The organism is Kribbella deserti (assembly GCF_042434725.1).
Lineage (GTDB): Bacteria > Actinomycetota > Actinomycetes > Propionibacteriales > Kribbellaceae > Kribbella > Kribbella deserti.
The window spans coordinates 187883-209855 of the sequence record NZ_JBHLTC010000014.1 but is presented as its reverse complement, the minus strand read 5'-3'; the positions used below and the strand labels follow the sequence as shown (position 1 = coordinate 209855).

Sequence of the window (21973 nt, the reverse complement as noted above, 5' to 3'; positions counted from 1 at the left end):
GTCATGTCCGAAACCTCGGCACGACTGCTTTCGCTGCTGTCCCTCCTGCAGGCCAGGCGGGACTGGCCGGGCGCGCTGCTGGCCGAACGGCTCGAGTGCAGCCCGCGAACGGTTCGTCGCGACGTCGATCGCCTGCGTGATCTGGGCTATCCCGTCCGCGCGACCAAAGGCCCTGACGGCGGCTACCGCCTCGACGCGGGGTCCGAACTACCGCCGCTGCTGTTCGACGACGATCAGGCCATCGCAGTGGCCGTCGCCCTGCAGACCGCGACCACGACCGTGACCGGGATCGAGGAGGGCGCGCTGCGGGCCTTGGCCACGGTTCGCCAGGTGATGCCCGCGCGACTGCGCCAGCGGGTTGACGCGTTGCAGGTCACCACGGTCGACAAGTACGCCGAGAGCCGGTCGAAGGTGGACAGCGAATCCCTGATCGCGGTTGGTACGGCGGTTCGCGCCCGGGAGGTGCTGCGCTTCGACTACGTGACGCGTGATCAGGACGACCCCGGCGAGTGGAAGCCGCCGCGCAAGGTCGAGCCGCATCACGTGGTGACCTGGGGCGGCCGGTGGTACCTGGTCGCGTTCGACCTGGACCGGAACGACTGGCGAACGTTCCGGGTGGACCGGATGACACCGAAAACGCCGACCGGACCGCGGTTCACCCCACGCGAACTGCCCGCGCCGGACGTCGCGACGTACATCGCCGAGCGGTTCCAGCGGTCTGTGTGGCCGTGCCGGGGCGAGGTGATCCTGACGGCGAAGGCAGCCGATATCGCGCGCTGGGCCGGCCGGGACGCGCTGGTCGAGGAACTCGGGCCGGACCGGTGCCGGCTGATCCTCGGCGGCTGGTCGTGGACCGGCCTGGCGGCGATGTTCGGCATGTTCGAGGCGGACATGGACATCGTCGGGCCGCCCGAGCTGAAGGCGGCCGCCAGCCAACTCGCCGGCCGCTATCAAGCCGCGACCGGCGAGTGACTCACCCAAATCAGCCCCAGCAGCTTCAGGGTCGTGACCGGCGAGTGCGGCTCAGCTGCGGGGCGTTGTGTACGACACGATCGCCGGGGCGGTCCAGTCGCTCGACGCGATGGTGGCTCCGCGCCCGGCGAGCAGGTTGACCCGGTCCTTGGCCTGCTGCTCGGTCGGGTTGCGCCCGTCGATCGCGGGGGAGACGGAGTGCGCGTCGACCATCACCAGCAGGTAGTTGTTGCTGGTGTAGAAGCTGGTATCGCCGCCGAGCCACGAACCGGCGTTGCCGTCGAACGTGACGTACCACTGCGCTCGCGAGCCACCTCGATCGCCTTTACGTGGATCCGTGGCCGAAGCCCCATTGATGGTGGTGAACATCGTCGCCGAGCCAAGCCGGCCCGCGCTGTTCAACGACGTCAGGTGGTCGGCGTACTCGAGGTCGGTGTCGTAGCTGTCGAACGGGTTCTGCGCTTCGAACGCGCCCGTTTCGAGCAGGAACAGGAACTTCCCGTTCAGGCTGGAACGGGCCGGCCAGCCGCCGGCGCGAACCGCTGCGTCAAGGGTGGCCGCGGATCCCTTCACGTCGGCGGGTTTGAGGATGTTGCCGGCGCCGAGGACCGAGCTGACCAGCGCATCCAGCTGCGCGGGCCCGTAACCGGCGCGGCCGTCGAAACCGTTCTTGGCCTCCAGCTTGATGATCAGCGGACGGTGATCCGGATTCTGATCGTGCCAAAGCCTGAGATTGCGCAAGCAGGCCTGGAGGTTCTGGTTCCGCGATCCGCTGCGCAGGGCGGCGAACGCGGTCGCGGACGAGCAGTTGTTGCGATTCCCCGGATCGTGGCTGACCTGGTAGGCCCGGGAGCCGAGGAAGTTCTGCCAGACGTCGATCTCCAGCATCGATGCCCCCGACTCGAGGGCGTCGATCAGCCAGGGAAACGTGCCTTGTTCATAGGCGTTGTGCACCCCGACACCGGTGATACCGGCAATCGAGCCGTCCACCGCCTGGGCGGGGGTGGCGGGGAGAACGGTCGCGGCCAACAGCAGGCTCGCGAAACCAACGGTCCATCGCTTCACAGCGACTCCTCACGGTCGGGCGGGATCGCGGACAGGAGAGCTGGACCGGGCCGGCGCGCACCCGGTCTGGATCACATCGTGAACTAACCCGTGCGCGCATGACCGCGACCTGGCGTGTCTCGCGACCGCCCGGCGAACAAGAGGTGAACCGTCAGCCGACGCGGGCGAGAACTCCAGTTTCGAGGGCCACCCAGAGTGAGGACCCGGCCAACGTGAGCCCGTGCGGTTCGGTGCCCGGGCCGAACACGGCCTCGTCCACCACCACACCGTTGGTGTCCAGCCGTACGGCGGTACCGCTGGCCCACAACGTCGCCCAGCACCCACCACCCGGTACGGCGACCACCGCGTGCGGGCGGCAGGCCGGATCCGGCAGGGCGTACTCCTCTATCGATCCGTCCGGGTGGACCCGCCCGATCCGCCCCGCGCCGATCTCGGCGAACCACACGCCGTCGGCCCCGACCGCGATTCCGACCGGCGCCGCGCCTTCCGTCGGCAGCGGTAGTACCTCGATCGCGCCGTCCGGCGTGGTCCGGCCGATCGCGTTGCCCTGGTTCAGCGTGAACCACAGGTGCTCCGGGCCGGCCGCGATCATCGAGACGAAACCACCCGGCACCGGTACGTCGTACTCCGTCACCTTGCCGTCGGCCGCGATCCGCCCGATCCGGTCCGCCATCAGCAAGGTGAACCAGATCGCGCCGTCCGGACCGGCGCACAACCCGTAGGCCGCGGAACTCACCTCGAACGAGGTCACCTCGCCCTCGGGCCCGATCCGCCCGATCTGGTTGTCGGACCGGCTGAACCAGATCCCGCCCTCCGGGCCTGGTGCGATCACCATCGGCCGGCTCTCCGGCGCCTTCAGGTCGAACCGGGTGACCTCACCCGACGCAGGGTCCAGCCGCGCGACCTGACCCGCGTGCACCAGCGTCGTCCACACGGCGCCGCCGTCATCAACCGCCACTCCGTACGGCCCGTCGCCCGGACCAGCCACGACGTACTCGTTAACCCGCAACGTTCCTCCACTTCTCGGCTTTCGGCCAAGAAGTACCTCATCAAGCGGTCACTGGCTGACGCTCCTGCGGGTCGAGAGGATTGCCGCGCCGCTCAGCGCGACCATCAGGCCGACCACGCCGATGGCGAATCCCGCCCACGCGGGCACGGTGGTCCAGCGTTCGGCCACGGCCAGCAAGCCCCAGTTCCGTTGCCAGCCGGCCTCGGCGATGCCTGATCCGAATCCCTGCACGGCCAGCACCAGGCCGAGCACGCCGAGCTCACTACCGGTTGTCTTCGCGTTCATGTGCGCTCCTTCGCTACGAGTAAATCAATGCAAGCGTATTGGAATACTTCGCAGCAAAGCAATACACTGACACCGGAAAAGAGGTGGTGCATGCCGAAGGGCCGGGGCGTCGGGGCAAAACACGACGAACGACGCGTGCAGATCGCGGACGCCCTGTTGCGGATCGCGGCCCAGCGCGGCCTGGCGGGGGTCAACCTGCGCGACGTCGCCCAGGAGGCCGGGGTCTCGGTCGGGCGGGTCCAGCACTACTTCGGCAACAAGGACGAGCTGTTGCACGCCGCCTTCGAAGAGGTTCAGGGCCGGGGCAGCGCGCGGATCCAGCGACTGCTCGGACCGGATCCGGCGCCGCGCGAGGTCTTGCGTGCGATCGCTGTCGACCTGATTCCCGCGGACGAGCAGGCGCGGGACCACCTGCGGGTGGCGTTGGCCTTCACCGCGCAGGCCGCCGTACAGCCCGAGTACGCCGAGCGACTGCGCGACGGTTATCGCGAACTGCACGAGCTGCTCGCGTTGTTGCTGCGGAACCTCGGCCGGCCTGAGCACGCGGCCGGCCCGGAGGCGGTGGCCTTCCTGGCGCTGGCGGAAGGGCTCGGACTGTATGTCCTGCTTGACCGCCAGACCGCCGAGGAGGCCGTCGCCATCATCGACGCCGAGCTGGATCGCCTGCTCGGCTGAGCTTTCGGCTGGGAGCATCCCCTGTTTGCGCCCAGCCACCGATTGAGACGCACCCCCGGCCGGGAAAGTTGGCCCGAGCTTTCCCGGCCGGCCCGGGGCTTCGCCTAGCGGGCTGCGGTCCACCAGCGGTTCGTACTGCGGGTGTCGCGCCAGGCGTTGGTCGCGCAGTGCACCTCCCCGCCACCGAGATGGGCCCAGAAGAAGGCTTCGACCCAGTGCACGCGAATGCCCTGGCGGCCGAGGGCCTTCTCCGTGGCACGCCGGAAGATGTCGATCCCCTTCACCTTCGGCCCATGCGGTACGGGCGCCGCGAACTCGCGCGCGGAGATCGACAGGCCGTTCACCAGTCCGGGAGTGTAGGCCCGCAGCAGGCCGGTGTCCTGATGCCGTTCGAACAGCACGGGCAACGGGACCAGCTCGTCCCGGCGCAGCCCCGTGGCGGCCAGCAAGATGGCCAGTTGCTCGTCGATCCGGGCGGCGGCTTCCTCGTTCACGGCTCGGTCCCGCGCCAGGACTTCGTTGATGGCCGGCTTGTCCTTCACCCGGGTCTCGGTGAAGAGGCGCTGACCGCCCGCGCCTTCGCGCTGGGCCTTGGTCAGCATTCGCACGGCGAGACGCGGATCGGCCACGGCGAGGGTCCAGCCGCGCGCGTTGTTCGCCCGGACCACGTGGGTCGTTTCGTCCGCGTGGCCGACCACCAGCCAGGAGGTATCGATCACCACGGGCGGCTGCAGCCCTTGGCCAGTGAGCATCCGGACGAACCTCGCGTCGGGTTTACGCGCGCCCGCGCCGTAGACGAGCCGGCCGTGCGGATAGCCGTCGTACGGCGGTAGCGACTCGATGTTGCCGCCCATGTTCAGCAGATCGTCCATACCGGGCCGGCTCTGCGGGGTGTACTCCTGCACCACGCCGACATCCGGTCCACGGAGGTCCCGGAACAATAGGCGTCCGAGTGGTCGCAGCGTGGGCACTAGCTGGCCGTTGACCGGGAAGTCCCACAGGTTTGCCGACCGGATCATGATCCGCATGGTCTGGATGCCACCTGGCGCCGGCATGCTCGCGGTGGCCGGCTCGAACGAGTCCTGCCACCACATGTCCTTCCACCACATCGGGTGCCCCGGGACGAAGGTGGTCGGCACCGCCCGGTTCAGGCTCTTCGCGAACGGCTCCCATTCACCCGGCACGTCCTCGCCGTACGGCGGTGTGCCGGGCCATCCCGGACCGTCGGAAGGTTTGCCCGCGAAGACCTTTGTCGCATCCTGCAGGTCGTTCTGCAGCATGAGCGGTGCAACCTTGAGCACGACCTCGTCCACGCTGCTCCCGCCGGGCAGAGCCGGGTCGGTCACGGTCAGGCGGACCGTGATCCGGCCGTCCCACTTGGCCGGGTCACGAATGATGTCGCGCCCTTCCAGGCCGAGCCGTAGGCCGCCGCGCAACTGGCCGGCAGTGAGCTCGCCGCCCGGGTGGACCCGGGCCTTGTCCGCCGGAGTGATCGTCAGCCGTCCGGTGGCGGCTGGGCCGATCCCGCGCAGCGGCCGGATTTCGACCGGCGCCAGATCCGCCACATCGCGCGGACCGTTGACTCGTTCGTCGGCCGCGTCATGGCAGGCCACCAGCCGCTCATCGACGGCGGTTCCCGGCGCGGTCAGATCGCCCGGCTGGAGCTTGCAGCGCCGCTCGTCGTCGTCGAGATTGGGCAGGAAGATCGCGCCCCGGCCTTGGCTCCAGCCGTTCTCACCGGGTTCATCCCGCGCGGTGAGCCGGCCGTCCCGATCCACATCGACCCGTAGATCGGCGCTCGTGGTGCTGTCCTGCCCACCCGGTGCGATCACCCCGGCTTGGGCCGGTACTGCCAGCGTCAGGCTCAAGCCCAACGCGATCGGTGCTGTCCAGCGTCTCATCGCGACCCCTTTTTAGTACGACTGTATTGCCTCCATTCACCGATGTTGCTCGCGGCGCCGCCAGGTGGAGATCGAAGATCAGCCCGGAGGTGGACCGGCTCCACCTGAAGCCGGCCGAACTACGCTGCGAGGGGTGACTGGTGATGTGATCGCGCTCGAGTCCGTGTACGCCGCCGCCGAACGAGTCGCGGGCCGGCTGCACCGGACGCCCATGGTCGAAGCGGAGACGCTGAACGAGCGGTTCGGCGGGCGGTTCACGCTGAAGGCCGAGCTGTTCCAGAAGACCGGCAGTTACAAGGTCCGGGGCATCCTCAACAAGGTCCTCACCCTCACCGCGGACGAGCGCGCCCGCGGCGTGATCACCCTCTCGGCGGGTAACGCCGCCGGCTCGCTGGCCTGGGCCGCCCGTGCCGCCGGGATTCCCGCGACGGTGGTGATGCCCGCGGGTGCGGTACCGGCGAAGGTTGAGGCCGCCCGGGCGTACGGCGCGGAGGTGGTGCTGGCCGAAGGTGATCTGCTCGCGGCCTACGAAGGCCTTCGCGACGAGCGCGACCTCACCGCCGTACACCCGTTCGACGATCCGGAGGTGATCGCCGGCGCGGGCACGGTCGGGCTCGAACTGGTCGCCGACCGGCCAGACCTCGACACGGTGCTGGTCCCGATAGGTGGCGGTGGCCTGATCTCGGGCGTATCCCTGGTGATCAAGAGGTTGTTGCCGTCGGCAAGGGTTATCGGGATCGAGCCCATTGGTGCCGACGTCGTTTCGCGCAGCCTGGCCAGCGGAATCCCGGAGAAGTTGCCGACGGCCCGTAGCGTCGCGGACGGACTGGCCGCGCCGATGTGCGGGGTGCACACACTCGCGCACATTCAGCAGTACGTCGACGAGGTGGTCCGGGTCAGCGAGGAAAGCCTGGTCGAGGCCACCCGGCTGGTGATGTCGCGAACCAAGCTCGCCCTCGAACCAGCCGCGGCCGCACCGTTCGCCGCGCTGCTGGAGGGTGCGATCACCCTGCGCCCGGGGGCCCTCACCGCCTGCGTCATCAGCGGCGGCAACCTCGACGTCACCACCGTGCTCACTTCCTGACCGCGAGTGCTCGCGTGCAGACGCGACCACAGGCGGGAGCCGGCGCTCAGGATCCGACGCCCGAGAAGGGTTTCGGGGTGATCAGGCAAGAAGGAGGTGTGAGGGCGCGGCGGCCGGCAGGGCCTGCTGCCAGTGAGGAGCGGGCATGCGTAAGGCGAGGATCATCGGTCTCGGGGTTGCCGCGGCGGTTGTTGCCGCGGCCGTGTACCAACTACCAGGCGCGCTGTCCCAGCGAGACGATTCCCGGATAGCTATCGCCTCCGCCCCCTCAACACCACCGGGCGTCGAGGCGGGAACACCGAAGCCCGCCGAGACCCGGTCGAAAAGCGGCTCTACCGTTCGACGGCCGGCCCAGCCGCGCATCACCTATCCCGACCGCGGCAGCGCCTCGTACGACGTACTGCCGGGAGATTCGAGAACGATCGGCACCGACGGGCCGTTGCTTCGGTACCGCGTGGTGGTCGAACGTGGCATCCAGGGTGTCGACCGGGCCGCGCTGGCCCGCTTCATCCGTGCCACGTACGCCGATCCGCGCGGCTGGACCGGCGGAGGCAAGCGCCGCCTACGCCAGGTCGGCCCGAACGAGTCCTTCGACTACGTCCTGATGCTGGTCACCCCGGCGACCCGGGACAACATCTGCGGCGGAGGATACGACCGGTACACGAGCTGCCGGATCAAGGACCGCGTCGTGCTCAACGTGGCCCGCTGGGTGCACGGCGTACCGAACTACGGCGCCTCGCTGGAGACCTACCGGCAGTACATGATCAACCACGAGTCCGGGCATCGCTTCGGCAACGGACATGAGCTGTGCCCCGCGGCCGGTGCGCCCGCGCCGGTGATGGAGCAGCAGACCCTCGGGTTGCACGGTTGTACGCCGAACCCGTGGCCGTACCTGAACGGCGAGCGTTATCGCGGCCGCCCGGGGCAGTACAACGACTCCATCCCAGGGGCCTGACGCAGGTCCTCAGAGCTGCCGATCCGTTCCCGAGGTGACCACGGCCGTCTCCAGACCGTCCGCCACGGTGTGCAGCAACCGGGCCAGCGTGGCGGCGTCCTCGGGACCGAGAATGCCGGTCACCACGTCGAGCACCCGCACGGTCAGGCCATCCAGCTGGGCGAGGCGGGCCAGCCCTGCGTCGGTGACGGTGACGGTGAGGTCGGGCTGCAACCGGACCAGGCCCATCGCGGCCAGATCGCTGAGGGCCAGTTCAGCCTCCGCGGCGGAGGTGCCGAGCTGCTGGGCGACGGCCTCGGCCGTGTTCCGGCCGGCGGCGACGGCGCTGAGCAGGAGAGCGGCCGGCATCTTCATGCCGACGGCGTCCTGCAGGTCGAGAATCAGCGGATGTGCGTGGCCCCGGACCCGTTCGACGGCGTCGAGTAGCCGCAGAGCGGAGCTGACATCACCCATCAGGTGTTCGGTCTGGACGGAGGCGATGCCTGCCGGTGCCGGCACCAATTGGGCCGGAAGCGCCAGGCCGGTCTCTTCAACGGTCACGCGTCCAGCGTACGGATGGGCCCAACCGTCCAATTCCGGAACCCGCCCGTCTCGCCTGTCGGACGCCTCGGCAGATGTCGGCGGCCGTTGTTTTGGTGGTCCGGGTCACACCGTGATATCGGAATCGGCCCGAACTTCCGCGTGAAATCTCAACCGCCGATAAAGAAGGGAACAGGTGTTCGAAAGCGGCCGAAACGGCGTCGATCAGGAAATCTTGATTTCTTGACGAAGAGTCGCCAGCAGGGCGTGACCTAGGCGGAGATTCGCCCGTTGGATCTGCGTGGTCGGGAAATACTTCGGTCCCTGTGAAGTATTCCTCGGTCACCGCGCTCGCCCCGCGAATTCCTGACCCGACGAACTGCCCCAGGAGGACCAGTGACAACCGCCACCGCCATCCAGACGACCGAACGCCGTCGCGTACGAGTCTGGTTCGGTGAGCATGTCATCGCCGACTACAGCGCTGAACCGGCGCTGGCCGAGCGATACGCCCACGCCATGAGCCGTCGTTTTGCTGGACTCCGGGTCACCAATGACCCGCTGCCCACGGTCGACCGTCTCCCCGATCCCCTTCCCGGCGAGCGCATGTGGGACGTCGCACCCCGCTGACTACATTGGTGGCGGCAAGCGCGACCTGCTTGTCCCAGCACCGGGACACTTGGCCGCTCTGGCCCGCGCTTGCCGCCGCTTCTTTCCCGGCATAAACAATTTCGTGGCATTCCTTTCCGGCCAATCCGGCGCCTGCTGCGGCCCGGAGGAATTGTTTCGGAAATAGCCTCGCTCGACCCGCATGCGCGCAGGCCGAGCCGCTGAATGCCGCCGCGAACAAACCCCGCCGCGGACGATCCGCCGAGCTTCCACGGGTTTCGTGAAGCTTTGCCCGGAGGCGCCCCCGGCGGCCGTTAGAGTCGCGGGATGGCCGCGGAACAGCAACGGTTGGCGTCGATCCAGTCCAGTGTCGACACCTTCAGCCAGTCGGTCTTGTCCGGCCTCGGCCTGACCGCCGAAGCCCGCTGCCTGGAGGTCGGCCCCGGCGCCGGCTCCATCGCCGGCTGGCTGGCCACCCGCCATGCCGACGTGGTTGCCGTGGACAAGGACCTCACCACCTTCGCCGCCCCACGCCCCACCACCCTGCGCCTCCTGCAAGCCGACCTGACCACCCTCACCTGGCCCCCCACGCGCCACCCGCCACCAAACGCCAGTCCCCCGGCGCGCCACCGTTCATCGGACGCTAGTGACCAGGCGTGTCGCGGTTCATCGGACGCTAGTGACCAGGCGTGTCGCGGTTCATCGGACCCTTCTGACCAACCGGCGTCGAATGACCAACCGGCGTCGACGGACCAGCTGACGTCGACTGACCAGCTGACGTCGACTGACCACGCGGCGTCAGTAGACCAGCCTGCGTCGACTGCCCAGCCGACTTCCGCAGACCAGGCGGGACTGGTAGATCAACCGGCCTCGGGTGAGTGGCCGGAGGCGTTCGACCTGATTCATGCGCGGTTCGTGCTGTGCCATCTGCCGGAGCGGGACGACCTGATCTCCCGGCTCGCGGGTTGGCTCGTGCCGGGTGGCTGGCTGGTGATCACCGACCCGTACCAATTGCCCGCGGCAACTTCGCCGTACCCGCTGTTGCAGCGGCTGCTGGCGGCGTACGAGACGAGGTACGGCAAGCACGGCACCGACCTGACCTGGTCGCGTGGCCTGCCGGCCCGGCTGGCGGCCGCAGGGCTGACCAACCTCGGCCACGCGGGCCAGCTCGGCTGCCTCGGCAACGGGCCGCGCGATCGGTGGCGGCCGTTGATCGAGCCGGTGCTGCCTGAGCTGCTGGACCTCGGGCTGATCACGCCGGACGACGTCGAGCAATGGCGAACCGCGCTCGCGGATCCGGCGTTCGTGGACATCCCGCAGTTCACCCTCGCCGCGTGGGGCCGACGACCGAGGTAGCTGCGACATCGTCGCAGAACAAGGGATTTTGCCCGGCAGCACCGCAAAACACGCTTCATCGGAACACCCCCGGATGCTCACTTACCGGACACCTCGAAACGCGATGATCCCGCCGGATCCGCCATCCGAGAGGAAACCCGATGGGGCACTCGCACGACCACCCGCACGACCACGCCGGCCACGGCCACTCGCACGACCACGCCGGGCATGGTCACGCCGGGCATGGGCACGGTCATGGCCACGGGCACGGCCATGATCATCACCACCCGAACACGGAGCTGGACGCGACGACGGTGGCGGCGCTCGATCCCAGCGTGCCGGACAGCGACCTGTCCCCGACCGAGGTGTCCCGCCGCGGCCTGCTGCGATCGGCGGGCATCCTGGGCGGTACGGCCGCGCTCGCCATCACCGGTGCGCAGGCCGCCGCCGCGCAACTTCCGTCGTACGGCCCGGGTGAGGCCTTCCGCCGTCCCGGCCGCCCGAACGTCTGGCTCGCGGGCGACCACCACATTCACACCATGTTCAGCTCCGACGGCATGTACCGGGTGATCGACCAGGCCCGGCACGCGGCGGCGTACGGACTGGACTGGCTGGTCATCACCGACCACGGCGGCGCCACCCACGCCCGGATCGGCGTGGACCTGGTCAACCCGCAGATCCGCGCCGCCCGCGCCGAGCTGAAGAACACGCTGATCTTCCAGGGTCTGGAGTGGAACATCCCGGCCGCGGAACACGGCACGATCTTTGTCGCGCCGGGCTCGCGCGAGGTGGAGATCCTCAAGCAGTTCGAGAACAACTACGACGGCGGTGTGAAGAACGCCGGCGCCAGCACCCCGGCCAACGAGGCCCTTGCCGTGCAGGGCATCCAGTGGCTCGGCCAGCAGGTGGATCGGCAGCGGGTCAAGGACGCGCTGTTCCTGGCGAACCACCCGGCGCGCAACGGCATCGACAGCCCGCACGAGATCCGCGGCTGGCGCGACGCCGATCCACGCATCGCCGTCGGTTTCGAGGGTGCGCCCGGTCACCAGGCCGCCGGTCTGCCCAAGGGGGTCGGGCCGGGTTCCGCGCGCGGCTTCTACGGCAACGCGCCGGGCTCGAACTCGTTCCCGGGCTACCCGCCGGAGAGCTACCGTACCTGGGGTGGGTTCGACTGGATGACCGCGACGGTCGGCGGTCTGTGGGACAGCCTGCTCGCCGAGGGCAAGCCCTGGTGGATCAGCGCGAACTCCGACTCGCACGTCAACTGGTCCGACACCTCGCGCCGCCCGGACGGCTCCAACCAGGCGCAGTTCGAGCGCGACGGCCGGTACGGCGATCCCGTCTACGGCAACCAGGTCAACCTCACCGCGGGCGACTACTGGCCCGGCTTCTACAGCCGCACGCACGTCGGCGCCGAGAAGCGCGACTACCTCTCGCTGATGCAGGGCCTACGGGCCGGCCGGATGTGGGTAGACCACGGCGCGCTGGTTCGTGGGGTCGAGCTGGAGGTTCGCGAGGTCGGCAAGCGGTACGGCGAACCCCTCGGTGGTGCGTTGACGCCGAAGTGCGGGCGGCCGATCGAGCTGGTCGTACGGATCACCCCGCAGAACGTGCCGAACTGGTCGCAGTTCATTCCGAAGCTGAACCGGGTCGACCTGATCCGCGGTGCGGTGGACCTGGCCGGGGTGACCGACCGGGATACGTTCAAGGCGCCGGACACGAAGGTCGTTCGGCAATGGGACACCTCGGGCAGGACCGAGACGTTCGAGATCGTGTATCCGCTGGGACGTGCCGACGAGCCGTTCTACCTGCGCGTGCGTGGTACCGACGGCAACCGCAGCCAGCCCGGTTACCTCGGCGCGGCGATCGACCCGGCGGGCCCGCAGCTCGACGTCGTCGGTGATGCCGATCCGTGGGTCGATCTGTGGTTCTACACCAACCCCATCTGGGTTCTGCCCCGCCGGTGATCATCGCCGTCGACTCCGGCACCGCCGGAACGGTTGAGGCCGAGCACCTCTGTCACGAGTTGCTCGGCCTGCTGACCGGGGCCGAAATCGCTTGTACGCATTGGATTCCGGCCGGTCGGCCGGATCCCCTGTCCGACGAGGATCAAGCCGGCCTCGGCGCGCACGTGGCGGTCTCGATTACGTTGCCCAGCGCAACAACCGCGATGGTACGGCGATTGCGCCATCGGGCCGACGAGGAAGACCTCGGCCTGGTCATCTCCGAGCCCTCGATCGAGCTGGGTCCGTCTCACCTCGTCCGTGGCGCGCGTCTCGCCTCGGCCGAGGGGGCAGGACGTACGGCGGGCCGGTTGTTCCGTTTCCCTGGACAGAGCGCGGCCGTCGGTCGGCTCACCGCACGGGAGTTGCGCGAGCGGGCCGGGATCGACCTGGTGGAGGGCATCGGCGGTACCCCCGTGCACGACGACTCGGTGATCGACACGAGGGACTTCGTTCGCCCGGTGTGGCGATCCGGCCGTTCGGTGCTGCTGGTCCAGCCCGCGGCAGGCGGCGTACTCGTTCCGTTCGAGCTGGAACACCAGCAGAAGTGCTGCAGCAACCACTAGAAAATCGACGTGCCCGAGCAGCACGAGTTGGCTATCGTGGCGGTCATGTCGAGCCCAGAGGCGTCCACGGTGGGGCTTTCGGTCACCCCGTCAGCCCCTGACCACTGAAGTCTGTTCCCGCCGTACGGCGGATGGCCGGTGCTGGCCGCGGTGACGAGACGATCCCTCTCGCTCTCCTCACCCCGGAGTCTCGATGCCTGTTCAGCTCTATCTGCTTGCCCTCGCGATCTTTGCCATGGGCACCTCGGAATTCATGCTCGCCGGCCTGCTGCCGGATCTCGCCGCGGATCTTGACGTATCGCTCGGAACCGCCGGTCTGCTCACCTCCGCCTTTGCGATCGGCATGGTGGTCGGCGCGCCCCTGATGGCGGCGCTCGCCCGCAACTGGCCTGGCCGCTCCAGCCTGCTCGGCTTCCTCGCGCTGTTCCTGGCGGCGCATGTCGTCGGCGCCATCGCGGACGGTTTCGTCGTGCTGCTCGTGACTCGGGTGGTGGCGGCGCTAGCCAACGCCGGATTCCTCGCAGTCGCTCTCACAACCGCTGCCGGGCTGGTGCCGCCGGACCGGAAAGGCCGCGCGCTCGCCGTACTCCTATCCGGTACGACGATCGCCACGATCGCGGGCGTACCCGGTGGCGCGCTGCTCGGGTCGTACCTCGGATGGCGCGCCACCTTCTGGGCGGTCGCCATTCTCTGCGTGCCCGCGGTGCTCGGCCTGCTTCGCGCAATCCCTGTCCAGCGAATGGATCGGCCGGTTCTGCGCGGTGAGCTGGCCCAGTTGCGGCGCCCGCGGCTGATCCGCGTCATGCTGCTCGGCGCATTGGTGAACGCGGCAACCTTCGGGACCTTCACTTACCTCGCCCCGATCGTCACGGCCGTGGCTGGGCTGGGAACCGGCTGGATCTCGGTTGCGTTGGTGTTGTTCGGCCTTGGCTCCTTCGCCGGTGTAACCGCCGCCGGGCAGTTGTCGGACCACCGCTCCGGTCTCGTCGTTGCCGTTGGAGGCCCACTCTTGTTGCTGGGCTGGGTTTCGCTGGCTCTGCTGGCTGACCACCCGATCGTGCTTCTCGGGTTGGCGTTTGTGCAGGGCGCGCTCTCCTTCGCGGTCGGCAGCACGCTGATCGCGCGCGTCCTGTATGAAGCCGCCGAAGCGCCGACGATGGCGGGCTCCTACGCGACCGCGGCGCTCAACGTTGGCGCCGCGGCTGGTCCGTTCATCGCGGGCCTCACGCTGACCACCCGATTCGCCGAGCTCGGCCCGGTCTGGGTGAGCAGCCTGCTCGTCGTACTGGCACTGGCTCTCGCCTCGGCAGGCGGACTCGCCGTTACTGAGCGTGATCCGGCGCGCGCGGGAGGATGATCGGAATATGACGGCACATTTCATCATTCCGCCGTACTTGCTGAGGCATCTCGAGCAGACGGTCGACGATCCGGGATTGCGCGCCGTGTTCGCCCAGTCCCTGCAGCAGGACGAGTTCTTCCGCACTCGTCCCGCCCTGCCTCAGCCGGAGCTGGGCCAAGGGCCGACGGCCGGGTTGAACCGCCAGGTCCACGACGCGGAGGGCGGCCGCACACTGCCGGGCCGACTGGTCCGCTCCGAAGGCGAACCAGCGCTGGCCGATACCGCGGTGAATGAGGCGTACGACGGCGCCGGCGCGACCTGGAAGCTGTTCAGCGAGTGCTTCGGGCGGGACTCGATCGACGGCGCGGGCCTGCCGTTACGCTCGATCGTGCACTACGACCGTTCCTACGCGAACGCCTTCTGGGACGGCGCGCAGATGGTCTTCGGTGATGGTGACGGCGTGATCTTCCAGGGGTTCACCCGGTCGATCGACGTCACCGCGCACGAGCTGGCCCACGGCGTCACCCAGCACACCGCGGACCTTGTCTACCAAGGCCAGTCCGGCGCGCTGAACGAGAGCATGTCCGACGTGTTCGGCTCGCTGACCAAGCAGCACCACCTCGGTCAGACCGCGGCCGAGGCGGACTGGATCATCGGGGCCGAGCTGTTCGCGCCCGGCGTCGCCGGTATCGGCCTGCGTTCGATGAAAGCGCCCGGTACGGCGTACGACGATCCGCGGCTGGGAAAGGACCCGCAGCCCGGGCATATGGACGACTATGTCGAGACGGAAGACGACCACGGTGGCGTGCACATCAACTCGGGCATTCCGAACCGGGCGTTCTATCTGGTCGCGACCGAGCTCGACGGCAACGCCTTCGGGGACGCGGGCAAGATCTGGTACCACGCGCTGACCTCGGGAAGCGTCTCGCCGAATGCCACCTTCACCGAGTTCGCGCAGGTCACGATCGACTCCGCGGCCGAACTGCACGGGCCGGAATCCACGCCGGCGAAGGCGGTCCGGAACGCCTGGCGGCAGGTTGGCGTGACCTGAGCGGCACGTTTCGGTAGTTCGAAGACTCCGGCGGGATGGGGGAGATAGGGTGAGAGGGCTCGCCGGCTCCGGCGGGCCGCTAGACGGATGCGGGGATGTGCATGGCTGAGCGAGGTGACGTGGAGCGGGCGCCTTCGCCGGCGGTCGCACGCACGCTGACCGTGCTGGAGACGCTGGTCGCCGCCGACGAGGACCTGACGCTGACGGCCCTTGCGCAGAAGACGAACATCCCACTCGCGACCTGCGCCTCCATCGTCTACACGCTCGAGCAACGCGACTACGCCGCCCGGCGGATCGTTGGGCGCAGCCACTTCTGGCGTCCCACTCTCCGGTTGTACGGCCTGGCCACCCAGCTCGTTCGCAAGGTCGACCTGTCCTCGGTGGCGCAGCGCGAGATGCGCGAACTCGCGGACCTGCTCGGTATGCCCGTGCACATCGGCGTACTCACCGGTGCCTCCGTGGTTTACGTGGCCAAGGCCGCGATGCCCGGCTTCATCCAGTTCGACACCTATCCGGGCAAGGTCGCGCCGTTCAACCTCACGGCGCTCGGCAAGGCCATCTCGGCGTACCTGCCGGAAGAGGAACTGAAGCCCCTGCTCGGCCAGATGGCCAAGGGGGAGGGGCCGCGCGCGCATCTCGTCACCAAGGCCGACTTCGTGGCGGAACTGGCCGAGGTTCGCGAGCGTGGTTACGCCCTCGAGGACGAGGAGGAGCAGGCCGACATCGCGTGCGTGGCCGCGCCGTTCTTCGACTCGTCGGGCCATGTCGGCGGGGCCGTTGGCGTGACCGGATTCGCGAAGGACCTGACGGCCCGCCGCCGGCGCGAGGCGCAGCAGGGTCTGATCGAACTCGCCAAGACGATCTCCCGCCGGCTCGGCGCTCCGCCGGACTGACCCCTTGCGGGTGACCCTCGCGGCTTCTTACTATTCGTATTGCCGAAATTAATTTCGAGATACCGAAGAAGGAAGCGCCGGATGATCGTCGACGTACACGCGCACACGCCTACGCATGCCGGGCCGGTGCCGGACGACGAGCGACGGGTGTATCCGAACTGGCGTACCGATCGGCCGGTGGTGACCACCAACTCCTGGGTGGAGTACGACGAGGCGATGTCGGCCGCGGACGTCTCGATCGTCTTCAACATCGCGGTGCCCGATCCAGTCGCGGCGGTCGGTCTGCCGTATCCGCCTCAGCGGTGCAACGACTCGACCGCCGAGTTCGTCGCGGCCGCGCCCGATCGCCGGATCGGCTTCCTGTCGGTCAACCCGCTCGATCCGAACGCCATCGTGGAAACCGAGCGCTGCCGCGACCTTGGCCTCAAGGGCGTGAAGCTCGGCCCGAACTACCAGAACTTCGACCCGCTAGGGGAGTCCGCCCTCGCGTATTACGCCTACTGCGAGCAGCACGGCCTGCCGATCCTGTTCCACCAAGGGGCCTCTCCGATCCGTGAGGCGCCCCTGCGCTACACCTATCCGCTAGTCACGGATGAGATCGCCTTGCGCTTCCCGGAACTTCGGATCGTCATGGCGCACATGGGCCATCCGTGGGCGCGCGAAACCGTCGTGACGATCCGAAAGCACCCGCACGTGTATGCGGACGTCTCGTCGATCTACCTGCGGCCGTGGGTTCTGTACGAATCACTGATCACTGCAGTCGAGTGGGGCGCCACCGGCAAGCTGCTGCTCGGTTCGGACTTCCCGATCGCCAACACCGCCGAGGCCATCGCAGGCCTGTGGACGGTGAACGACATGCTCGAAGGCACCAAGCTGCCTCGAGTACCGGATGAGGTGATCGAGGGCATCGTGTACGCGGACGCGCTCGGCGCCTTGGGGTTGGAGCTGCCATGACACTCGAGATCATCGACACCGCAGTACTCGTGCGAGGTATCTCGCCCGTGCTGGAGGTCCCGTTCCGTCCGGATGGCGCGGTCGATTACGACGGCTTCGACCGGGTGGTTCGCTATGTGCTGGGCGCGGGGGTGACCAGCGTGATGTTCCCGGGCTTCGCGTCCGAATTCCACAAGCTGGCCGAGGACGAACGCGCGGCCCTGACCGAGATCCTGCTCGGCCACACCCGGTCCAGGCCGGACGTAGCCGCGGTCATCGCCGTTCAGGACCACGCCACCCGGCTTGCGGTACATCGTGCTGAGGCCGCCGTGGCCGCCGGGGCAGACCTCATCAACCTGCTGCCGCCGCACTTCCTCTCGCCGTCGCGACGGGCTCTGGTCCAGCACATCGAGGCCGTACTCGCCGCGGTCGACCCAGTCCCGGTGGTCCTCCAGTACGCGCCTACCGAGACCGGGACCAGCTTGGACGCCGAGGTGCTCGGCACGATCCAAGCCCGCCACCCGAACCTCCGCCTGGTCAAAGTCGAGTCGAGCCCGCCCGGCCCACTCATCGCCGAACTAGCCGCGCGTACGCCGCCACTCCCGGCCGTCGAGGGCTACGCCGGCGTGCAACTACCCGACGCCGTACGACGTGGGGCAGTCGGTTCCCAGCCTGGTTGTTCGATGACCGAGCTGTACGTCGAGATTTGGCGCTTGCTGAGTTCGGACGAGCCCGGCGACTGGGACCAGGGATACGACCTGCACCGGCGCCTGTTGCCGTACATCTCGTACTGGATGCTCGACACCGAAAGGATCATCGCGGCCGAGAAGCTGATCTCCGCCCGCCGCGGCCTTTTCGCCAGCGCCTACTGCCGCGAACCGGCGCACCTGCTCGACACCGAGGAGATCGCGATGATCGACCGCTTCCTCACCGAGTTCGCCGATTACCTGCCGCCGATTGGTCTGTCCTGACCCCGCGAGTGCGGTAGGCACGTCGCATGTTCGCCATCGAAGCGCTCGCCGTCCTGGTCGTGGTTGTGGTGCTGCTTGTGATCGTGGGCGTCGTGCTGCTCGCCCGCCGGCGATGATCTGCGCCACATCACCCGCCTGAGCCCGGCCCGCACCTTGACCTCAATCCAACTTGAGGTCCTAGGTTGCCTGACGTGACCGTGCTCCGACTTGCCGTGCTCTGCCGCAGCCTCGAACCCATCCGGTTCGGAGGTACGGCGACCGCGTGGTTCGCCCGGCAGGTCGAACGCCGGGAGGACTTCAAGGCGGACGTGATCGACCTGCAGACCACGCCGTTGCCCGAACTGCCCGGCCGGATCGACCAGGCGGACGCGATCGTGGTGGTCGCACCGGAGTACAACCACGCGTATCCGGGTGACCTGAAGACCGCGATCGACGCTGTTCGGGAACCCTGGGCCGCGAAACCGGTCGCGTTTCTCACCTATGGCGGGCGGTCCCGTGGCCTGCGCGCCGCCGAACAGCTCCGGCTGGTCTTCGCCGAACTGCACGCGGTCGCGATTCGCGAGGGCCTCGGCTTCCACGACGTACCGGGCACGTTTGCTGATGGCGAACCGATCGAGCCCGGTACGAACCAGGCGGCCGGCGCGCTGCTCGACCGGCTCGCCTGGTGGGCGCGGGCGCTACGCGAGGCGCGCGCGGTCACGCCGTACGAGCTCTGACTCGTGGCCACGCGGAATCGTGGTCACACGCGCCGGACGAGTTTGGTCAGAAGCGTCCGATGAACCGCGACACGCCGCGTCACAAGCGTCCGATGAACGGGATGCAGGCGCGCCGGGGGGGAATATGCGGGGGTGGTGGGGGGTTGGGAGGGGGGTGAACGCTGACGTTTTGCCCTTGTCCGTGCTCGACCTTTCGCCGGTGCCGTCGGGGACCGCGCCGTCCGCGGCGTTGCGGGAGACACTCGAGCTGGCCCGGACGGTCGAGGCCGCCGGGTATTCGCGGATCTGGCTGGCGGAGCACCACAACATCCCGAGCGTGGTGAGTTCCACTCCCGAGGTGATGATCGCGGCCGTGGCGGCGGTGACGAACCGCATTCGCGTCGGTTCGGGCGGGATCATGTTGCCGAACCACTCGCCGCTCAAGGTAGCCGAGACCTTCCGGGTATTGGCCGGCCTGCATCCCGGACGGATCGATCTCGGCATCGGACGGGCCCCTGGTACCGATCAGCGCACGGCCCTCGCGCTACGCCGAAGCCGCGAGGCCTTGGGCGCGGACGACTTTCCCGAGCAGTACGCCGAGATGCGCGCGTATGCGGAGGGATTCCCCGCGGGCCATCCGTTCGCCCCGATCACGGCACAACCGTCCGACGTACCGCTGCCGCCGGTGTGGATCCTCGGCTCCAGCGCGTACGGCGGCCAGGCGGCGGCCGCTCTCGGCACGGGGTTCGCTTATGCCGGGCACTTCGGTGAGCTGGATCCGGCCGCGGTGATCGCGTCCTACCGCGAGTTGTTCCAGCCTTCGCCCGCGCAGGCCGAACCGCACGCCATCGTCGCGTTCGCGGCCATCGTCGCCGAAACCGAGGAACGGGCGGCTCAGTTGGCCCTCGCGAACGAGCTCTCGATCCTGCGCCTTCGTTCCGGCCGGCCCGGGCCGATGCCCACGCCGGAAGAGGCGGCGGCCTATCCGTGGACCGAGGACGAACGCGCCGCGGTCAAGCAGTGGACCGCGCTGGCCTCGATCGGTACGCCGGACCAGGTGGCCGCCGAACTGGCCGAACGCACCCGCCGCGCCGGCGCCGACGAGCTGATGGTCATCACCTCGATCCACGACCCGGCCGAACGCCGCCACTCCTACAACCTGCTCGCCAACGCCTGGGGCCTCCCTGCGTAAGTGGTTTTGGCATTCATTCGCCGCAAACCGCCCTCTCCCCGCGGCTGACCTGTACTGGTCTGCTGAGCTGAGAGGGCGGTTTGCGACGAATGAATGCGCAGCCGGAGCGGGCGCTAGAGCGAATGCGTGCCGGGTACGTGTTCGAAGATCAGGCTGGTCTCGGCGTGAACCACCGCAGGATCTGCGGTCAGGTGGTCGAGTACAAAATCGCGCAGCGCGTCCGGGGACTCTGCCGCAACATGCAGCAGGTAGTCGTTCGCCCCGCTGAGATGGAACAGCGCGAGCACTCCGGGTAAACCTGGTGCCTTCGCGCGGAAGCGATCGATCTCGTCGCGGCTGTGGGCGCCGATCCGGACCGCCACCATCGCCTGCAAGGGACGCCCCAGCGCGCCCAGATCCACCGCCGCGTGGAAGCCGCGAATGATGCCGCGCTGCCGCAGCGAGCGAACGCGCGCCAGACACGTCGACGGCGCGATCCCGACCGCCTCGGCGAGGGCGTTGTTCGCCATCCGGCCGTCGGCTGCCAGCAGCCGGACCAGGTGGCGATCCACCTCATCGAGTGCGGGCACGGGCCGCGGCGGCGGTCCAGGTGTCCGACGATCCTTCGGCATCTGCTCACTCTAGGGCTGATCCACAGAATCCACAGGCTGTGGATGAACCTGTGGACGAACTTTATTCGGAACTCTTGCACTACTTCCGCACATAGTTCGATCCTCAGTTTGACCTGAGGAGGCCCCGATGACCCAGCTCGACACCCGTTCCGTGCACGCCGGCCGCGAGGATCTGGCCGCGCTGGGCGTGCACGTACCGCCGATCGACCTGTCCACCACGTATCCGCTGCCCGGCGTCGACGCGGGCGGAGCGGCGTACGACGAGTTATCCACAGGCGGGCAGCCGACCGGCAGCCTCGTGTACCAGCGCCTGTGGAACCCGAACGTCGCCCGGCTCGAAGACGCCCTGGCGGACCTGGAACACGCGGAAGCGGCCGTCGCGTTCGGCTCGGGCATGGCCGCGTTGACCGCGTGCCTGCTCGCCACCGCGGCGGCGGGTTATCCACATGTCATCGCGCTCCGGCCGCTCTACGGCGGCTCGGACCACCTGCTCGGCAGCGGCCTGCTCGGTACGACGGTCACGTGGGTCACCGCCGCGGACCAGATCGCCGGCGCGGTTCAGCCGGACACGGGCCTGGTCATCGTCGAGACCCCGGCCAACCCGACGGTTGACCTGGTTGATCTCGCCGAAGTCGCCGCGCAGGCCGGGCGTGTCCCCGTGCTTGTGGATAACACCTTCGCGACGCCCGTACTGCAGCAGCCGATCCGGCACGGCGCGAGCCTCGTCCTGCACTCCGCCACCAAGTTCATCGGCGGCCACGGCGACGTGATGGGCGGGCTTGTCGCGACCACCGGCGACTGGACCGCCCGGCTCCGGCAGATCCGCGCGATCACCGGCGGCCTGTTGCACCCGCTGGCGGCGTACGAGCTGCATCGCGGATTGCAGACCCTGCCGGTTCGGGTCCGCGCTCAGCAGGTAGGCGCCGGCAAGATCGCGCAATGGCTGACGGATCATCCGGCGGTGGAGGCCGTGCACTACCCGGGCCTGCCCGAGTGCGACCCACGCGGCCTGATCGGGCGGCAGCAGGCCGGGCCGGGCGCTGTGCTCGCGTTCACGGTCGCGGGCGGGTACGACGCGGCGGTTCGGGTGGCTGGGCGTTGCCGGTTGATCACCCACGCGGTTTCACTCGGAGGCGTCGACACGTTGCTCCAGCACCCGGCGGCGCTCACCCACCGCCTGGTGCCCGGCGCGGCCAAACCCGATGCGGGCGTGCTGCGTCTCTCGATCGGTCTCGAAGACCCGGCCGACCTGATCGAAGACCTCGACCAAGCCCTGTCCTGATCAGCGCTTCCCGGCCTACCTCGCCCGAACG

22 protein-coding genes are annotated in these 21973 nt (G+C 68.7%); 16 read left to right on the top strand and 6 right to left on the bottom strand.

Translation table 11 applies throughout. From position 1 onward, the window contains the following. Positions 1-3 precede the first annotated feature (3 nt). Entirely contained in the window at positions 4-972 is a 969-nt protein-coding gene (locus tag ACFFGN_RS12515; protein WP_380046729.1) for a helix-turn-helix transcriptional regulator, read from the top strand. Between the two features lie 51 nt (positions 973-1023). On the opposite strand, the gene ACFFGN_RS12510 is transcribed toward ACFFGN_RS12515, so the two are convergent. From ACFFGN_RS12510 to ACFFGN_RS12500, 3 genes are all read right to left on the bottom strand, one after another. After that, a complete protein-coding gene (locus ACFFGN_RS12510) occupies positions 1024-2037 on the bottom strand; it encodes a phosphatidylinositol-specific phospholipase C domain-containing protein (protein ID WP_380046727.1) in 1014 nt (337 codons plus the stop codon). A gap of 151 nt (positions 2038-2188) precedes the next feature. After that, positions 2189-3046: a Vgb family protein gene (locus ACFFGN_RS12505; protein ID WP_380046725.1), complete on the bottom strand. Its 858-nt coding sequence runs from the start codon at positions 3044-3046 to the stop codon at positions 2189-2191. A gap of 48 nt (positions 3047-3094) precedes the next feature. Further along, positions 3095-3331, bottom strand: a complete 237-nt coding sequence (locus tag ACFFGN_RS12500) for a hypothetical protein (RefSeq protein WP_380046723.1) — start codon at positions 3329-3331, stop codon at positions 3095-3097. 90 nt (positions 3332-3421) lie between these two features. Between ACFFGN_RS12500 and ACFFGN_RS12495 the strand changes: the two genes are divergently transcribed. Continuing rightward, positions 3422-4006 carry a TetR/AcrR family transcriptional regulator gene (locus tag ACFFGN_RS12495; RefSeq protein ID WP_380046721.1) on the top strand — a complete coding sequence of 195 codons (585 nt, stop codon included), beginning with the start codon at positions 3422-3424 and terminating at the stop codon, positions 4004-4006. 104 nt (positions 4007-4110) lie between these two features. Here the strand turns inward: ACFFGN_RS12495 and ACFFGN_RS12490 are convergent, their stop codons facing one another. Further along, positions 4111-5907, bottom strand: a complete 1797-nt coding sequence (locus ACFFGN_RS12490; RefSeq protein WP_380046719.1) for a protein-arginine deiminase family protein — start codon at positions 5905-5907, stop codon at positions 4111-4113. 133 nt (positions 5908-6040) lie between these two features. Here ACFFGN_RS12490 and ACFFGN_RS12485 point away from each other — a divergent pair, with 133 nt between their 5' ends. Together ACFFGN_RS12485 and ACFFGN_RS12480 are read left to right on the top strand one after the other, a co-directional pair. Then, on the top strand, positions 6041-6991 hold the full coding sequence (locus ACFFGN_RS12485) for a threonine ammonia-lyase (RefSeq protein WP_380046717.1): 951 nt from the start codon (positions 6041-6043) through the stop codon (positions 6989-6991). A 145-nt stretch (positions 6992-7136) separates the two neighbouring features. Next, complete coding sequence (locus ACFFGN_RS12480; protein WP_380046715.1) at positions 7137-7946, top strand: DUF3152 domain-containing protein; 810 nt, start codon at positions 7137-7139, stop codon at positions 7944-7946. Between the two features lie 9 nt (positions 7947-7955). Here ACFFGN_RS12480 and ACFFGN_RS12475 read toward each other — a convergent pair whose 3' ends face one another. After that, positions 7956-8486: a winged helix DNA-binding protein gene (locus ACFFGN_RS12475; RefSeq protein WP_380046713.1), complete on the bottom strand. Its 531-nt coding sequence runs from the start codon at positions 8484-8486 to the stop codon at positions 7956-7958. A 375-nt stretch (positions 8487-8861) separates the two neighbouring features. On the opposite strand from ACFFGN_RS12475, the gene ACFFGN_RS12470 reads away from it, so the two are divergent. From ACFFGN_RS12470 to ACFFGN_RS12420, 11 genes are all read left to right on the top strand, one after another. After that, positions 8862-9092: a hypothetical protein gene (locus tag ACFFGN_RS12470; RefSeq protein WP_380046711.1), complete on the top strand. Its 231-nt coding sequence runs from the start codon at positions 8862-8864 to the stop codon at positions 9090-9092. A gap of 306 nt (positions 9093-9398) precedes the next feature. Beyond that, positions 9399-10427 (top strand): methyltransferase domain-containing protein, encoded by a 1029-nt coding sequence (locus ACFFGN_RS12465; RefSeq protein ID WP_380046709.1) that lies wholly within the window; start codon positions 9399-9401, stop codon positions 10425-10427. A 140-nt stretch (positions 10428-10567) separates the two neighbouring features. Further along, a complete protein-coding gene (locus tag ACFFGN_RS12460; protein WP_380046707.1) occupies positions 10568-12373 on the top strand; it encodes a PHP domain-containing protein in 1806 nt (601 codons plus the stop codon). Then, complete coding sequence (locus tag ACFFGN_RS12455) at positions 12370-12975, top strand: hypothetical protein (protein WP_380046705.1); 606 nt, start codon at positions 12370-12372, stop codon at positions 12973-12975. The genes ACFFGN_RS12460 and ACFFGN_RS12455 overlap by 4 nt, the downstream gene beginning before the upstream one ends. Positions 12976-13168: 193 nt before the next feature. After that, entirely contained in the window at positions 13169-14332 is a 1164-nt protein-coding gene (locus tag ACFFGN_RS12450) for a Cmx/CmrA family chloramphenicol efflux MFS transporter (protein WP_380046703.1), read from the top strand. Positions 14333-14339: 7 nt separating this feature from the next. Then, on the top strand, positions 14340-15365 hold the full coding sequence (locus ACFFGN_RS12445; protein ID WP_380046701.1) for a M4 family metallopeptidase: 1026 nt from the start codon (positions 14340-14342) through the stop codon (positions 15363-15365). Positions 15366-15466: 101 nt separating this feature from the next. Then, complete coding sequence (locus ACFFGN_RS12440) at positions 15467-16258, top strand: IclR family transcriptional regulator (protein WP_380046699.1); 792 nt, start codon at positions 15467-15469, stop codon at positions 16256-16258. A gap of 81 nt (positions 16259-16339) precedes the next feature. After that, the gene (locus ACFFGN_RS12435; RefSeq protein ID WP_380046697.1) at positions 16340-17212 is read left to right on the top strand and encodes an amidohydrolase family protein; all 873 of its coding nucleotides are present in this window, start codon (positions 16340-16342) and stop codon (positions 17210-17212) included. Further along, entirely contained in the window at positions 17209-18162 is a 954-nt protein-coding gene (locus tag ACFFGN_RS12430; RefSeq protein ID WP_380046695.1) for a dihydrodipicolinate synthase family protein, read from the top strand. The genes ACFFGN_RS12435 and ACFFGN_RS12430 overlap by 4 nt, the downstream gene beginning before the upstream one ends. A 191-nt stretch (positions 18163-18353) precedes the next feature. Next, a complete protein-coding gene (locus ACFFGN_RS12425) occupies positions 18354-18878 on the top strand; it encodes an NADPH-dependent FMN reductase (protein ID WP_380046693.1) in 525 nt (174 codons plus the stop codon). A 154-nt stretch (positions 18879-19032) separates the two neighbouring features. Beyond that, complete coding sequence (locus ACFFGN_RS12420; protein WP_380046691.1) at positions 19033-20049, top strand: LLM class flavin-dependent oxidoreductase; 1017 nt, start codon at positions 19033-19035, stop codon at positions 20047-20049. A gap of 113 nt (positions 20050-20162) precedes the next feature. Here the strand turns inward: ACFFGN_RS12420 and ACFFGN_RS12415 are convergent, their stop codons facing one another. Beyond that, a complete protein-coding gene (locus ACFFGN_RS12415) occupies positions 20163-20660 on the bottom strand; it encodes an Lrp/AsnC family transcriptional regulator (RefSeq protein WP_380046689.1) in 498 nt (165 codons plus the stop codon). 127 nt (positions 20661-20787) lie between these two features. On the opposite strand from ACFFGN_RS12415, the gene ACFFGN_RS12410 reads away from it, so the two are divergent. Further along, the gene (locus ACFFGN_RS12410; protein WP_380046687.1) at positions 20788-21942 is read left to right on the top strand and encodes a trans-sulfuration enzyme family protein; all 1155 of its coding nucleotides are present in this window, start codon (positions 20788-20790) and stop codon (positions 21940-21942) included. Positions 21943-21973 lie beyond the last annotated feature (31 nt).